We start from the raw sequence: 16,623 nt of genomic DNA on the forward strand, positions 1-16,623 counted from the left end.
GCTATGAACGAAAAGGGCAACCCAATAACTGCAAATAAAGTGTAGGCAATAATGAATATATCAAGAGTATTACTTTTTAAGAGGATAATGCAAAAATTACTTGATAGAGACATAGAAACCTATATGAGTTGCTCATAGAATGATGTAAATGCTCTCCATTTTTTGTAATAGAAGCTAATGCTTTGATGATATTACTGAGGAAAGGTGTATATTTTCATTGATATGTAAATATGCACCTTTTCTATTGTATTTGCAATTTAATAAAGTTAATTTGAATTTATGTAACGCACATATACGAAGCCATCCTTTAAAAAAGGAAGTGATTTATCATACACATTCAAGCTGTGAAAATACCAAAGAATATTGAAAGTCATTTGTTTAAGCAACTTAGTAACTTGGTTTCAAATGAGAAGAAAGAACGAATGAAGCGTTTATTAAACTCATGCGACATTAATAGGACCCTGATAGGGGATTTACTAATCCGATCTCTAATCTGCCAAAAGTATAAAATTAATAATGAAGAAATTAGATTTATATATAATGAGTATGGAAAACCTTTTGTTGAAAATTTTTCTGACTTTCATTTTAATCTGTCACATTCAGGAGAATGGGTGGTTTGTACTACTGCTAATTTTAATGTGGGTATTGATATAGAAAAGGTTTCAGAAATAGAGGCTCTTAAATTAGCAAATGAATTTTTTTCAGAGGAAGAATTTTATGATATATCTAATATGAATTCTGATGAACAAATTAATTATTTTTATGATTTATGGACATTAAAAGAAAGTTATATAAAAACGATTGGAAAAGGGCTTTATATCCCGTTAAATTCATTCTCTATAAAAAAAGAGTCACGAACTTTAATTTCATATAAGTATATACCTCAAAACTTTTACTTTAGACAATATAACATTGAGCCAAATTATAAGATATCTGCTTGTGCAACAAGGGATGAATTTCCGCAAGAGATAATAATTAAAGACATTTATTCAATTTGCCAAAATATATACAAATTTGAAAGTAAGGAGAAAATCAATGCAGAAGACTAAGCTTTTTTGCTTTCCACATGCTGGGGGATCTGCGTTTAGTTACGCAAAATGGAAAAATCACTTTAATCCATATATTGAGGTAGTCCCGATAGAGTTAGCTGGTAGAGGATATAGAATTGAAGAAAACTTGTACCAAAGTATGGAAGAGGCCGTAAATGATGTCTACAATAATATAGTTATGCAGATAGATGATTCGCCCTACATTCTATTCGGGCATAGCATGGGAAGTTTGATCGCCTATGAAGTAGCCAGAAAAATAAAGGACTCTAAAAACGTATCGCCTGAATTTCTTGTTTTGTCCGGTAGAAACCATCCAAATAGTAAAATAAAAAATATCCGACATAATCTTTCTAATGAGCAATTTAAAAGAGAAGTTATTGCAATGGGAGGTACACCATCCGGGGTACTTCAATCAGAAGAATTAATGGAGATTTTTCTCCCAATTCTAAGAGCAGATTTTAAAATTGTCGAGACATATATTCATGACAATAATATACAACCATGTGATATTGATTTTCTTATATTTAATGGGGAAAATGATGAATTTACTACATATGATCAAGTAATAAAATGGGAGCAATATACAAGTAAAACGTGTACTCTCCATTCTTTTGAAGGTAATCATTTCTTTTTAAATGAAAATATTGAAGAAATAGCAAAGAGTATTATAAGAAAGTTAGATTCTAAAAGATTATCAAATAGTTTTTAGAGGTTTTCTAAGTATATTCATGGCTAAGGAACAAAAATATTAAATGTGAAAAATAAAGGTACTGCTGAAATATCATTGAATAAAGGCATTGAAGCCTAAACGAACTGTTCAAAGGCGGGAAAAAAGACTCATTGAATCTTAAGAGCTACTTCCCGTAGTTATCTAAAAAAGTGATGCAACTTACTTGCTTCACTTTTTTCATCTTTTTATTTTCTTTCTAAAGGTTCTTGCGCCCTCATTTTACAATAGTTATTTCTAAAATTATTATACTGTTTATATATATCTTTGTTATTTCTAAAACTTTCCCCTGATTCCACATAACAATGCAGTGCTTTAGTAAATTCCTCATTTTTATTAGCTAATATTTTGACCATTGAACCAGGTTCTTTTTGCGTTAAATGATGTAACTCTATTTATTATTATCCTTTTTTTATCTCCTTTTGTTCAATATTATCGTGTACAGAACTATACGAGTTTTGGAACAAATAATAATATGTGTGCTTTTTTAACTTTCTTCAACAATCAGGCCATATTATTGAAAAATATTTTTAACGAAAGGCTCCAAAACGACGCTTGGCAACGTTCCACTACACTTGTTAGGTGTTTTTAATAAATCTAAAAGGCTATACATAAAAAAATTCTTTTTTTCTTCTCTTTTATCATGAGCTACATGAATAAAGGAAAGTCCTATTTTGAAACGCAATCGCTGCAAATGTTCACTTAAAAACATTTTTTGCCACATGAAGAAATTCCTTAACTGCAGGAGAAGCATTTGCAATAGAATGACAGGCAAGTGCTACTTCACGGCTGTTTTCAATATTTAGTTTGCTGATTTTTATGTTTTGCTGTGTCTTTAAATATAATTCTGGACCTATCGTAACGCCAAGTCCTTCCTGTACCATATTAGCGATGGTTGTACAGTCGTGTACTTCAAAAAGAATAGATGGTTTAATTTGCGCTTCTGCAAATAATTCCTCAACATGTGATTGGTATATCCCTGTTGGCATAATAAAGGATTCATCCATTAAATCATTCATTTCTACTGTTTCTTTAAAATGGAATTGATGATCAGTGTGATAAGCGACTACCATCTTGTCTTTAATCAAAGGAACTAAATCGAAATTTGGGTTTGATTTTCCTTTTACTACAAATCCAATGTCAATAATGCTTGAACCCAACCATTCCGTAATCTCTTCATAGGTTCCTTCGTAAAATTTAAATTCTATTTTAGGATGTTTTTTTCGGAATTTTGTAAGTAACTTAGGCAATAAGCAAGAAGAAGCACTTGCAAAAGTGCCTATACGAATAATACCTGTTTCCAAGCTTGTCATAAGCGCAATTTCTTGATTAATGACTTCCAGTCTTTTCAATATTTCTCTAATATGCGGCAGAATTTTTTGCCCTATTTCTGTAAGTGTTATTCCTTTTTTTCGATCACGAATTAATAAAGAAACCCCCCATTCAGATTCTAAACTCGCAACTGCATGACTCACGGCTGATTGAGTCATATTTAATATTTCAGCAGTTTCTGTAAAACTTCCTAGCTCGACTACTTTTGCAATGATTTCGTAGCGTACAATAGTCATGAGTAATTACTCATCTCCTTTATTAAAAATATCAATTTCACTTATGTTAACATAGGAATTAAAATAAAAACAGTAGTTCAAATATAAGGAGATGTACAAATTGAAAAATAATAAAAATCAACTAATCATCATACTTTTAGCTTTAGGAGCTTTTGTAACAGGAACAGCAGAGTTTGTTGTTTCTGGAATTTTAGAACTGATTTCTTTTGAATTAGATGTTTCAATTTCAATAGCTGGTCAGTTGATTACGATTTATTCTTTATCTTATGCCATTGGAGCTTTGATCTTTGTCATGCTAACGTCTAAATTGAACCGTAAAAAAGTGCTTTTATATGCTATCTCTATATTTATTTTAGGAAATCTAGTTGCATTTTTCAGCTATAGTTTTGTCCTTCTTATGTTATCCAGAGTCATTATGGCGATGAGTGGAGGGCTATACATTGTTGTTGCCACCAATTATGCTGCGCAAATTGCAGTTCCAGAAAAAAGAGGTAGTGCTATGGCAACAGTCATTACAGGTTTCACTGTTTCATTAGTACTTGGAGTGCCTATCGGAACATTTTTAGCTGGATATTTTGATTGGCACTATATTTTCTTAATCATTGCGCTTGGCACAGTTTTTTTAATGATAGGACTTTACAAATTATTACCAGATACAAAAGGAAATCAACCGATGCCATTTACACAACAGCTACAAATTATAAAAGATAAACGAATCCTTACGGGTTTAATGACAACGATTTTTTGGATTTTAGGTTATACGATGGTATTTGCCTACATTGCTCCATTATTAAGTCATACTGCTGGCTTTTCTATTGAAATGACAAGTATCGCTTTATTTGTTTTAGGCACTTTTGCTTTTATTGGTTCACACTTTGGAGGATATGCGGTAGACAGATGGGGACCTAATAGAACAATATCATTAAGTTTATGTGTTCATATCATCTCTTTATTTGTACTAGCATTTACACAGTATAGGGCAGTTGGTGTATTTGTCACACTAGCTTTTTGGGGAGTAGCAACTTGGACAACGACACCAGCAAAGCAGTTTTATCTGATTTCTCTAAAACCACAATCCTCTGAAACAGTACTCAGTTTTAATACCGCCTTAATGAATGTGGGAATGATGCTTGGCTCTGCATTAGGAGGAATCATTATTCAATATACTAATATAGAAAATTTAAGCTGGATTGGTGGATTATTCGTTATACTTGCACTTATTTTTATCAGATATTCTTTCTACCTAAATAAAAAAGTTATGAAGCACCATTGACTTTAATGAATTAAAAAGTAATTTCTAAACTCAACTGCCTTGCTATTCAGTTGGGTTTTTATTTTTTTAATAATCTCCGATATTTAGCATTTTATAAAAAATCTTGTTGGAGGTTATGAAAGGGGAAATCATCACCCACATTTGCAGTTGCGAAGGGAGAGGAAATGCATGTTAGAACGATCGTATCGAATGGCAAGTTCGCTGTGCATTTAACGCCTTTTGTAAACGAGTATTGAAGAAAAGAACAAGGAACTTTCATTAGAGTATGACTAATGAGTATAGGATTTGATAAATATCTTAGTTATTCCATTAAAGGGGGCTTTTTTATGTTTACTTATAGTGCAAAATAGCGCTTAAAATAAGCGTAAATTACCTCCTAAAGTAACACCTCGGATATAACAGCTAAGCAATTACATGTCCATAAACAACTTTCTAAAATTGGGGTAGTTGCAAATCCTCATCGAATAGAACAGGTTATAACTAACTTTATTACGAATGCGATTCGTTACACACCAGAACATGAGAATATTATTATTTCTACAATAGAAGAGAACGAACGTGTAAAAGTATGTATAGAAAATAAAGGGGCTCATATCGCGCCAGAACACTTAGAAAAAATATGGGATCGTTTTTATCGAGGAGATACGTCTCGTCAACGTTCTAAAGGTGGAACAGGATTAGGCCTTGCGATTTCAAAGAATATACTAGACCTGCATGGCGTGGAATATGGTGTATTGAATACAAAAGATGGAGTGTTATTTTTCTTCTATTTAAATAAAGACGTGTAGAACGAAAATTCTACACGTTTTTATCATTTTTAAACAAAATCGACATTATCTGCATCTTATCTTTATCCGTCTCTATTAATCTATTTATTGTAAATACCGGTTGAAACTAATGATTCAGTCGAGTAAAGGCTCAGCCTTATAAATAATGAATATGAAAATTAATAGGGAAAGGATTGAAAAATAATGAAAGAATCACAAAAAAAGAAAAAAACAAGTGTATTAACTAAGGCAATAATATCTCTAGGAGTTGTATTAGCAACGACCTTTTTCACATTCTTTTTAATTGGGGAATGGAACTCTACCCCAGCGAAGGGAGTGGCTAAGGAAAGTATGAAATATGTTAATACGCAACAACAAGAAAAGAAAAAGGAAACATCACCGGCAAAACAAAAAAGACCTGATGGAAAGCCAGTAGGAAAAGTTGTTTATTTAACATTTGATGACGGTCCTAGCGAATTAACTGGGAAATTTTTAGATGTACTAAAAGAGCAAAATGTTGCTTCGACATTTTTTATGCAAGGTAGCAATTTACAAAATACAGGTTTTCAGGAAAATGTAAAACGAGCAGTAAAAGAAGGGCATTATATTGGTGCACATAGTATGACACATAATAGTGATAAGTTATACAAAAAAGGACAATTTGTACCAGAGATGAAAGAAACGTTAGATCTTATCCATAATATTACGGGTACAACTCCTAAACTAGTCCGTCCACCATATGGATCTGCACCAGGATTAAAGGGTGAGGAAATTCGTAATCGAATTGTAGAAGCTGGAATGAAAGTTTGGGATTGGACAATTGATTCAAATGATTGGAAATTAAAAGATAATCCCCAGCAAATTATAGAGGATGTAAAACGTACAACAACAGAGGATGTAGAAGTGGTGTTAATGCATGAAAAACCACAGACATTACAAGCACTTCCAGAAATCATTAAATTTTATCAGGAAAAAGGATATGAATTTGGAGTATACAATGAATCGGATCATTTTCAACTAAATTTCCAGAAAGATCAACGTCTATAGTATATACATGGTTATCTTTAAAATTTGGTTTTTATCAGTAAAAATGTTATCTAATTTTACTAATAAAAGCACTGTAAGGAATGAAATTGTATATGATTAAAAAAATAATTACAATCCCATTGATAAGTATCATCGCTTTATCAGCTTGCGGAAATCCAGATAGTAAGACAGTTATTACTAGTCCAGTCCCTAAAACAGACTCTTCTTCTACCACTTTTGAAAAAGAGCACATCTCTTCGTCTAATATAGATACTTCGACATTTAAATCTATTTTTAAATCAAGTGTATTTTTAGGGGATTCCATTACAGATGGACTTCATGATATTGATATATTAGACGAAAAAAACATTGTAAGTGGTATAGGGAAATCAATTGGAGATGCTCAAAAAAATATAGAGCAAGTAGTTAATCAAAAACCGAAAAATATATTTATTTTACTTGGGTTATGTAATCTTAGTGAAACTAAAGAATCTGCAATAACCCAATATTCCCAACTGATTCAAAAAATAAAAGAAAAATTACCTCATACAAAAATAAATATCCTATCAATTACACCAGTTACACCAGAACGTATACAAAAAGAAGGGCGTTATAATAACATTAATGATTTTAACGAAGGATTTAAATTGTTAGCAAAGAAAGAACAGGTGAATTTTATCGACTTGTCCCCGATATTTAAAGATAATCCAGATCTCTATGTTAATGATGGCATCCATTTTAAACCTGAATTTTACTCGATTTGGTTAGAATATTTAAAAAATCAATTAAAATAAACAAAAACGTGTTTTTATTTATTTCTTTTAATTTGTTTAATGTATATAAAGCTAATATAAAAAGGAAGTGAATTATTGCTAGCTACAATAATTCACTTCCTTTTTTGTTTAAACTAACACATATTCCCTACCTTGAAATCGATAATTAACAAACCATTTCATGGGTTATTAAACACATTTTCTTCAAACAAATTTCATATTCAATTTCAGAAATATAAGCATAAAATTATTCATCTGTTAAGTTATTTAATAACTAATTTTCAAACTGTGGATTCTTTAAATTATATCTATATAATCTGCATCTCATCTTTACCTATAACGCTTAATCTATATTTTGTAAACGGAAGGTCCATATTGAAAACAAAATAGCAGTGCTATATACACCAGCGCTTACGAAATAATGATTTGAGAGGAAGATAGAAATGTTAAAGAAAGTATGCGTTTGTCTACTTATGGGGGCTGCTGTATTGTCCTCCGCAGCCTGTGTAAATAACGGGACTGAAAAACCATCAAATAAGGTTACTCAAAATGCTACGCATGAAAAAACATCAAAAGATAGTGCGTATAAACCTATTTTTAAAAATAGTTTATTCTTTGGAGATTCCATTACTGAAGGAATGATTGATCAAGAATTAATAGAAGATAAAAATATTATTGCTGACAAGGGGAAAGTTACAGCAATCGCTATAGAGGAAGATGTTAACAAAGTAATAGAAAAAAAACCTGAACATATTTTTATGAGTTTTGGAACGAATGATTTACTGATGCCTATGGATCTCGAAGGAAAACCTATCGAAAATCCAGTTAAGTTTTCAATAGATAACTATTCCAAATTAATACAAAAAATAAAAGAAAAACTTCCAAATGTAAGCATACACCTTTTATCTGTTACACCAGTTGCAGATAAGGTATTACAAGAATACCCACAATATAAACATATTGATGAATATAACGTGAAACTTAAAGAATTAGCAAAAGCTGAGAAAGCAGAGTACATTGATTTATCTCCAATATTTGAAAAAAACAAAGATTTACATGATCAAGATGGTGTACATTTTAAAGCTAATTATTACAAGCAACTACTTGAACAATTAAAAGGTGCTGTTAAGTAGTACCTATACTTGAAATTTACAGTTCTTATGTAAGGACTGTAAATTTTCAAGAAAAAATAATTGTAGGAGGTGAAAGAACAATGGTGTTCAGTAGTTTAATTTTTCTTTTCATGTTCTTACCATTAGTTCTTATTATTTATTACGTATCACCTAAAGTTCTTCGAAATTGTATGTTATTTATCGTCAGTCTCATTTTTTATGCATGGGGTGAGCCAGTGTATATAGTCATTATGATATTCTCTACCATATTTGACTATATTAATGGGGTGCTCATAGATAAATATAGAGATAGAAAGGGTATTACAAAAGCGATATTTATTAATTCCATAATAATAAATTTAGGAATACTTGGTTTCTTCAAATATTATGGTTTCGTGGTGGATAACATCAATACGATTTTTAACTTAAATCTTCCGGTCGAGACTCTTCCTCTTCCAGTAGGGATCTCTTTTTATACTTTTCAAACGATGTCTTATGTAATTGATGTTTATCTAGGAAAAGTACAAGCGCAAAAAAACATTATTTCTTTTGGTACTTATGTTACGATGTTTCCTCAACTTGTTGCAGGTCCTATTATAAAATACAGTGATATCGATAAACAATTACAAGAAAGAAAAGTAACATTAGATCGTTTTGGTGAAGGTATGGAATTATTTGTTAGAGGACTGGCGTTAAAAGTACTTTTAGCTAATAATATAGGACTTCTTTGGACAAGTGTAAAAGAAACTTCTATATCAGAACTTACAATCATTACAGCATGGATGGGGATTATTGCTTTTGCTTTCCAAATTTATTTTGACTTTAGAGGATATTCAGCTATGGCTCAAGGACTAGGTAAAATGTTTGGGTTTGATTTTCCAGAAAACTTCAACTATCCCTATATCTCAAAAAGTGTAACCGAATTTTGGCGTAGATGGCACATATCATTAGGTTCGTGGTTTAGAGAGTATGTATACATTCCTCTCGGCGGAAATCGGACTGGATTAATTAAGCAACTTAGAAATTTATTTATAGTTTGGTTCTTAACAGGATTGTGGCATGGAGCGAACTGGAATTTTATTGTTTGGGGATTGTATTTTGGATTATTTGTAACACTAGAAAAGCTATTTCTTTTAAAATGGCTTAAAAATAGGATGAGCTTTATCGGACATGTGTATACACTTATCATTGTTCTAATTGGATGGGTGTTTTTTGAATTTGAAAACTTATCAGTAGCAATGAATTTCTTAGGAACAATGTTTGGCTTTAATCAATCTGTTTTCTTGGATAATAAAACTCTATACTATATAACAACCAATTTTATGCTATTTATTGTCCTAGCAATTTGTTCAACACCGTTCCCAAAAAGATCGTTTGTATATATTAGAGAACAGCTAAAGTTACCAGGTGCTATTGGTATTCCAGTTTTTTATGTCATACTAGCAGTTCTTTCAACTGGGTATTTAGTAAATGACACATATAATCCATTCTTATATTTTAGGTTTTAATGATATCGTATTTGTTTGAAAGAGGTGAGTTACTTGAATCGGTATGAAAAAATATACAAATGTACGATGGCAGGATTATTGTCACTCTTTATAGGAGGAATGTTTAGCGTAAATTTACTAACTCCTAATAAAATATTTTCAGATACAGAAAATAGAAAACTAGAACAGTTGCCAGAGTTTTCTTTCCAAAATCTAATAGGAAAAAAATTCACTTCTAACTACGAAAAATATATTTCTGATCAGTTTGCATTTAGGGACTTTTGGATAATTGTGAAATCTGATATGGAACGAACAATAGGAAAGAAAGAAAATAATGGTGTGTATATAGGTAAAGATGGATTTTTACTTCAAAAGTTTAGTAAGCCTGAAGAACAAGATGTAAAAAACAAAATAGAAGCAATAAATGATTTTCATATTGCTAATCCTAACGTGAAAATGCAAGTCATGTTAGTACCTACAGCAATTAGTATTTTAGAAAATAAGCTCCCAAACTATGTTTCTCATAGTGATGAGCTTACGTATATTAATAAAGTAAAAAAATCTTTAGATAAGGATATAAACTTTATTGATGTATATCCTGTATTGAGTTCTAAAAAAGATGAATATATATATTACAAAACCGATCATCATTGGACCACTAAAGGCGCATATTATGCCTATCAAGAGCTGGGAAAAAACATGAAATTCACTCCTAATAAAAGTGATTCATTCAACATTAAAGAGATTACAAATAGCTTTTATGGATCCCTATATTCAAAAGCAGGCTTTAGAAATATAGATCCTGATAGTATTGAATTATATGAACAAAAGAAAGCTAATAAATATAAATTAGAGTATGGTGATGAAAGCAAAACGTCAACTTCTCTTTATGAAATGGAGAACATCAAGAAAAAAGATAAATATACTGTATTTTTCAATGGGAATCATCCATTAATAAAAATAAAAACTGATAATAAGAGTGGGGGAAAATTATTAGTTTTCAAAGATTCTTATGCAAATTCTTTACTGCCTTTTTTACTACCACATTTTAGTGAAATTCATATAGTCGATCTTAGATACTATACAGATAGTCTAAATATGTTGGTACAGAAAAATAAAATTAATGATGTATTAGTGCTTTATAATGTAAATACCTTCTTTGAAGATCCATCTATAAGTAATTTATCTGAATAAGAGAATCAATTGTATTTAATATATGTCCTAGCTATCAAGAGCGTTATCCTCGTCTTTAATTAATTTATGTTTATGGCGATATTCATTAAATATGAATCGTTAGAATCCTTGTTTAAATTAAATGTTTGAAACAACTAAATGAAAAGGAGAAGTTAAACTAATGATAAAATTGTTGAAAATTTTTAATATAAAATTCGTTATTACTATTATTGTTTGTATGATTACTTTAGGAGCTTTAAGCGGTTGCTTTGAAAAAAAAGAAAATGTTAATAACCTTTCAGCTACAGAAATAGGGGAGAAGATTAAACAGGTTGCGAACTTAGAAGAAATGAAGGAAGGAGATAGTAAAAAGCTTCAAAAGCTATATAACATAAATACTGATGAGATCGAAAGTTTTGTGCTATATACTGCTCCTACAAATATTAAAGCTGATGAAATTGCTGCGATTAAAGTAAAAGATATGAAAAATGTAAAAAACATTAAAGAGAAAATTTTAAGTAGGATTGAAAAAAAATCCAAAAGCTTTAAAGACTATCTTCCTGACGAATATTTTTTAATAGAAAAACATGTCTTAAAAACAAAAGATAACTATATCCTTTTAGCAATATCAAAGGATGCTGATAAAATTGAAAAAACATTTGATAAAATTTTAAAGTAATCAAACTCTAAATCAATAACTACGTATTTAGCTGATTTTCTTTATGATAAGGAAATCGTGGGAAATAGACAACAAAATGCTGAAACCCAAACAGTACCTATAAAAGTAGGGGATTATATAGAATTAACTCATATAGAAGGGGAAGCAGCAAAGGAAAAAACACGAGCGACTTTAACTAACCTTGAGTATGGAAAACAGGAATATATAGGAAATAAAAGAACATATCAGGTTACATCTACAGGATTAATAAGACAATAAATGTATAAAAAAGTTGGGGGAATCCTCAACTTTTTTATTGTGTTGCTCATTTCTGGAGAAATTGTAGGATTAAATTGTGCCTATACAACTCAAATAGGGATTGATAAAAATATTGAGAAGATTTGCGCCAAAGGCCCTTATAATATCTTAATTCAATAGATAGTTAGGTCCACATAATCCTTTAAGTTTTTAAAACGAGAGTTCTAACGTACAGGAAATAGATTGAAATGATTTCGAATTATGTCTAAACATATAATTTCTTTTTTTATACAGTGAGCTCATACAAAAAATAACAATGGCTATATATAGTGTTTAGTCATATCCATTCCAAGCGTTCTATGTATAAAGAAGCTTTACATTATAAATTCCAAATCTTATACATATCTTGCAACAAAATCTATTTTTCTTCCGGATTTCCATATCAAAAATCACATAGAAAAATTTACCTCTCTTTTTTATACATATATTTTATGTTAACACGTGGGTAGGGCCTTTTTTTGCAGATGTAAAGATAAAATGCATTTTATCTTTACATAAAACATGTATCATATAATCGTAACTAAAAGCTATGACAAAATATGTAGATGGTTAGTTGTAAATATATAAAGAAAAAACAAGTTGATCAAGGGAGTTTTTTATAAAACATGTATCTTAGCTGTTATTAATTGGTGTAATTGTATAGTGAATAGACATGTTGGTGAAACATGGAATGAATGGGAAGGTAAATTTAAGAGTGTTATGATTATTGTCAAGCAGCTTGTTAACTGGAGGTCAAATATTGAAAAGAGGAATTGTATTAAAATTATTTATGATAACAACAGTGTTGTGTATGTTCATTTTGGCAACCATTATTGTTGGCCAAACAATATTCTTTAAACAATTTTATACGAATAAAAAAGTAAATGATGTCAAAATAAACGTGAATTCTTTTGAAAAGGATTATTTGAAAAGTGAAGGCAATTCACAAGTTAATCAAAAACTAGAGCAAGATTTCTATCGAGAACATAATACATGGATTACCACATTAGATGGTAAGGGGTATTTAAAGAATGTAAATGATTTTTATATAGAAGTAAAATTAAATCAGTCTAAAAATAAAGAAAAGCAATTCGCGGACTCTACAATTTCTATACCACTGTATAATTTCAAGTTTGAAGGCGATTATACGAGAGATATGTTAAATGAAATATTCCCTTTAGGAAAAACAGTTATGTTGCAGGGGATAAAAAATAATTCTACATTTATTCCATATCTTTTATTCTCTAACACAAAAAATCTAAATTTGATAAATCCGATATTAGAAAAAAGAATAACTGATATTTTAATACAGCAAAAAAATAAATATAATTCTATAGAAGTCCCTAAAATAGATACTAAAGAATATAAAAGAGCATCCGAAGAACAACTACCTATAACATACCTAGAAGGCAATATTACAAATGTTCAACTTTCGGGTGTGAATGAACAATCTAATTTTGCTTATACAAATAATTTATTTATGGAAAGGATACAGGAGTTTCAGGCAAATTTATTGCTTAATAAAAAGAATGCTAACTACAATTCGTTACAAGAAATAGATTATGAACAGAATGATATTAAATATAAGATAATAATAAAACCGATAAAGGACAAGAATGGTGAAGTAACATACATTTTTTCAATGGCTTCCTTGCAGCCAGTTGATGAAGCTGTACAAATGATAAAAGAGTACTATGTCTATATTGTTTTGCTTGTGTTGGTTCTTATTTTTCTATCTTCTTTTTACTATTCAAAAAAGATAGCCAAACCCTTATTACAAATAAACAAGACAACTAAACGAATTGCAAACCTAGATTTCTCAGAAAGGGTTTCAGTCGAATCGAGAGATGAAATTGGTGATTTATCTCAAAATATTAATTTACTTTCAAATACATTACACTCACATATTGAACAGTTACAACGAGATATAGAGAAAGAAAAAAAATTAGAAAATACAAGAAAAGAATTTATTTCTGGGGTATCGCATGAGTTAAAGACACCTCTAAGTATTATGAAAAGTTGTATTTCTATTTTAAAAGATGGTGTTGCAGATCATAAGAGAGAGTATTACTTTAAGGCTATGGAAAAAGAAGTAGATAAGATGGATATGATGATTGTAGATATGCTTGAGTTAGCAAAATTTGAATCCGGTACGTATAAAATGCAGATGGATGTTTTTTATATTGATATTGCCATTCAGCATATATGTGAACAGTTATCTTTGGAGATAACAAAAAAACAATTACATATTCACACACATCTTTCTGCGATTGAAGTCATTGCAAATTATCGTCTTATTGAACAAGTAATCACAAACTTTATCACGAATGCTATTCGTTACACTCCAGAAAAAGAAGACATTATTGTTTCTACAATAGATGAGCCAAGTCGAATAAAAATCTGCATCGAAAATAAAGGTGCCCATATCGAAAAAGATCAATTAGATAAAATTTGGGATCGTTTTTACCGGGTTGATACAGCACGACAACGGTCGCAAGGTGGAACAGGACTTGGACTTGCCATTTCAAAAAACATCTTAGAACTTCATGGAGCAGAGTATGGGGTATATAATACAGTTGATGGTGTGTTGTTTTATTTCTATTTAGAAAAAAAGGTGTAGAACTTTTGTTCAACACCTTTTTTCATTTATTTTAATCAGGTCTCAATATTTCCTTTAATGTACAGAAAAATGGGGGAATAAATTGGTAAAATGAAGCGCCCTGTAAACAGGGTGCTTTTTCAATTATATCCTACTCATCCAATTGAAGAGTCAACATACTATTTTAAGTAAAGAAAAAAAGATGAATACCATCTCTATTATGTTTATTAATTTAGAAACAATAAATATACACTTTAATGGATACTTATTGCATTTAAGGGGGGATATAAGATATCATCTTTTTTAAATAAATAAAATATAAAACACTAAACGAACTTTAAAAATTACACCTAAATTAAAGGAGATTACGAAATGAATACAATCATGATTGTAGAAGATGATATGAAAATCGCTGAATTACTGGGAACTCATATAAAAAAATATGGATACCAAAGTGTTATTATAGAGGATTTTGAAAATATCTTAGAAATATTTCAAGAGATAAAACCAGATTTAGTGCTATTAGATGTAAATTTACCTAATTTTGACGGTTATTATTGGTGTCGCCAAATACGAGCTATTTCTACTTGTCCAATTATATTTTTATCTGCAAGGAGTGGAGAGATGGATCAAGTTATGGCTTTAGAAAATGGTGGTGATGACTACATTACGAAACCTTTTTATTATGAAGTTGTAATGTCTAAAATCCGTAGTCAACTCAGGAGAGCATACGGTGAATATGCTCCTAAAGTAAAAGAACGAATAGTTGAGCAATCAGGATTATTCCTGTTCCCAGAAAGAATGGAACTTCAACTAGAAGATAAGACAATTATACTTACTAGAAAAGAAACAACTTTATTGGAAATATTGATAACAAAGTCTCCACTCCTTGTAAAACGTGAAGTGATTTTAGAGCAACTATGGGATAGTTCATATATAGACGAGAATACATTGAGTGTAAATATAGGGAGAATTAGAAGGAAATTGCAAGATTTAGGTATTGAAAACGCACTGGAGACAGTTCGTGGTGCTGGATATCGTTTGCATGCTACTTGGGAGAGGGAAGGAAAGGAATAATGAAATTATTTTTACAAGAACATATTCCACTCATTTGTTATACATTTGCCCAATTGCTTATCATTCTTTTTATATATTGGTTTGATGGTTATCCACATATTTTGACAGCATTATATTCTGTATTTTTGGGTGTTTTTTTATTAATGGGTTATTTAATATATCGTTATTATAGTCATCGTTCATTCTACAAGCGTCTATCAACACCAATGGAAACGTTAAATGAATCAATAAAAGATAGTGATTTGACTCCGTTATCAATGGCCTTAGAAACATTACTACAAACTCAATATCAATATTATCAAAACCAATTAAAAAAATGGGAACGAAAACAACAAGAACAAATGACTTTTATGAATCAATGGGTTCATCAAATGAAAACACCTCTTTCTGTTATTGAGTTAATTACACAAGATGCAGATGACTCTCAATTTGACAGTATTAATGAAGAAACGGAAAGAATCAAAAAAGGATTAGAAATGGTCTTATATGTTGCTCGTTTAGAAACATTTGAACAGGATTTTCATGTGGACAGATTGAAGTTATTGGAAATGATTGATTCTGCTATTCATGAAAATAAACGTCTATTTATACGTAGTTATGTGTATCCAGTGGTAAAAGTAGATCCGAATCTTATTGTAGAAACAGATAAGAAATGGTTTCGATTTATACTTAATCAAGTACTGTCAAATGCAATTAAATATTCATCAAGTAAGAAAGAAAAAGTGATAGTATCGGCGTGTTCAAAAGGACGGGCGATTATTTTGGAAGTAAAAGATTATGGGGTTGGTATTCCTACTGCTGATTTACCACGTGTCTTCAATCCATTTTACACTGGAGAAAATGGTAGGAAATTTAAAGAGTCTACGGGAATGGGATTATATCTTGTTAAAGAAGTATGTGAAAAATTAAATCATAAGATTGAGCTAGAATCTGAGGTAGGTAAAGGAACAAAAGTCAGAATCATATTCCCGTATGCATCTCGTTAACCGATGAAAGGTATACTTTTCATCGGTTTTTCTTTTGAATCTTACAAACTT

General features: G+C 30.3%; 15 protein-coding genes and 2 pseudogenes. 14 read left to right on the top strand and 3 right to left on the bottom strand.

The genetic code is table 11. The annotated features are described in order from the left end of the window. The first annotated feature begins 344 nt into the window (after positions 1–344). A complete protein-coding gene (locus JDS92_RS12550) occupies positions 345–1,049 on the top strand; it encodes a 4'-phosphopantetheinyl transferase family protein (RefSeq protein WP_098711700.1) in 705 nt (234 codons plus the stop codon). Then, complete coding sequence (locus JDS92_RS12555) at positions 1,036–1,758, top strand: thioesterase II family protein (RefSeq protein WP_106081049.1); 723 nt, start codon at positions 1,036–1,038, stop codon at positions 1,756–1,758. The genes JDS92_RS12550 and JDS92_RS12555 overlap by 14 nt, the downstream gene beginning before the upstream one ends. A gap of 206 nt (positions 1,759–1,964) precedes the next feature. Here the strand turns inward: JDS92_RS12555 and JDS92_RS12560 are convergent, their stop codons facing one another. From JDS92_RS12560 to JDS92_RS12570, 3 genes are all read right to left on the bottom strand, one after another. Continuing rightward, entirely contained in the window at positions 1,965–2,171 is a 207-nt protein-coding gene (locus tag JDS92_RS12560) for an HNH/ENDO VII family nuclease (protein ID WP_223268711.1), read from the bottom strand. 119 nt (positions 2,172–2,290) lie between these two features. Next, entirely contained in the window at positions 2,291–2,500 is a 210-nt protein-coding gene (locus tag JDS92_RS12565) for a hypothetical protein (protein WP_098711008.1), read from the bottom strand. After that, a complete protein-coding gene (locus JDS92_RS12570; RefSeq protein WP_199631984.1) occupies positions 2,475–3,344 on the bottom strand; it encodes a LysR family transcriptional regulator in 870 nt (289 codons plus the stop codon). Before JDS92_RS12570 ends, JDS92_RS12565 begins: the two co-directional genes overlap by 26 nt. Positions 3,345–3,435: 91 nt before the next feature. Here JDS92_RS12570 and JDS92_RS12575 point away from each other — a divergent pair, with 91 nt between their 5' ends. The 12 genes and pseudogenes from JDS92_RS12575 to JDS92_RS12630 all read left to right on the top strand — a co-directional run bounded on the left by JDS92_RS12575 (position 3,436) and on the right by JDS92_RS12630 (position 16,572). Beyond that, positions 3,436–4,617 carry an MFS transporter gene (locus JDS92_RS12575; RefSeq protein ID WP_199631985.1) on the top strand — a complete coding sequence of 394 codons (1,182 nt, stop codon included), beginning with the start codon at positions 3,436–3,438 and terminating at the stop codon, positions 4,615–4,617. Between the two features lie 386 nt (positions 4,618–5,003). Beyond that, a pseudogene (locus JDS92_RS12580) lies at positions 5,004–5,405 on the top strand (sensor histidine kinase); the annotation flags it as partial. Positions 5,406–5,588: 183 nt separating this feature from the next. Next, a complete protein-coding gene (locus JDS92_RS12585) occupies positions 5,589–6,431 on the top strand; it encodes a polysaccharide deacetylase family protein (RefSeq protein WP_098711005.1) in 843 nt (280 codons plus the stop codon). A gap of 92 nt (positions 6,432–6,523) precedes the next feature. Further along, complete coding sequence (locus JDS92_RS12590; protein WP_098912084.1) at positions 6,524–7,204, top strand: GDSL-type esterase/lipase family protein; 681 nt, start codon at positions 6,524–6,526, stop codon at positions 7,202–7,204. Positions 7,205–7,626: 422 nt separating this feature from the next. After that, on the top strand, positions 7,627–8,316 hold the full coding sequence (locus tag JDS92_RS12595; protein ID WP_098711003.1) for a GDSL-type esterase/lipase family protein: 690 nt from the start codon (positions 7,627–7,629) through the stop codon (positions 8,314–8,316). Positions 8,317–8,396: 80 nt separating this feature from the next. Then, a complete protein-coding gene (locus JDS92_RS12600) occupies positions 8,397–9,803 on the top strand; it encodes an MBOAT family O-acyltransferase (RefSeq protein WP_098711002.1) in 1,407 nt (468 codons plus the stop codon). Between the two features lie 33 nt (positions 9,804–9,836). Continuing rightward, complete coding sequence (locus tag JDS92_RS12605; protein WP_098711001.1) at positions 9,837–10,976, top strand: DHHW family protein; 1,140 nt, start codon at positions 9,837–9,839, stop codon at positions 10,974–10,976. 160 nt (positions 10,977–11,136) lie between these two features. Next, positions 11,137–11,634, top strand: coding sequence for a DUF4358 domain-containing protein (locus tag JDS92_RS12610; protein WP_098711000.1), 498 nt, complete (start codon positions 11,137–11,139; stop codon positions 11,632–11,634). Between the two features lie 39 nt (positions 11,635–11,673). Further along, positions 11,674–11,892 (top strand): annotated as a pseudogene (locus tag JDS92_RS12615) (DUF3472 domain-containing protein); the annotation flags it as partial. 778 nt (positions 11,893–12,670) lie between these two features. Next, positions 12,671–14,530 (top strand): sensor histidine kinase, encoded by a 1,860-nt coding sequence (locus tag JDS92_RS12620; protein WP_199631986.1) that lies wholly within the window; start codon positions 12,671–12,673, stop codon positions 14,528–14,530. Between the two features lie 351 nt (positions 14,531–14,881). Next, positions 14,882–15,586 (top strand): response regulator transcription factor, encoded by a 705-nt coding sequence (locus JDS92_RS12625; RefSeq protein ID WP_098710997.1) that lies wholly within the window; start codon positions 14,882–14,884, stop codon positions 15,584–15,586. Continuing rightward, on the top strand, positions 15,586–16,572 hold the full coding sequence (locus JDS92_RS12630; protein ID WP_199631987.1) for a sensor histidine kinase: 987 nt from the start codon (positions 15,586–15,588) through the stop codon (positions 16,570–16,572). Before JDS92_RS12625 ends, JDS92_RS12630 begins: the two co-directional genes overlap by 1 nt. Positions 16,573–16,623 lie beyond the last annotated feature (51 nt).

The sequence above is a fragment of the Bacillus cereus group sp. N12 genome, from assembly GCF_016483575.1.
In the GTDB taxonomy this organism is placed as follows: Bacteria; Bacillota; Bacilli; order Bacillales; family Bacillaceae_G; genus Bacillus_A; species Bacillus_A toyonensis.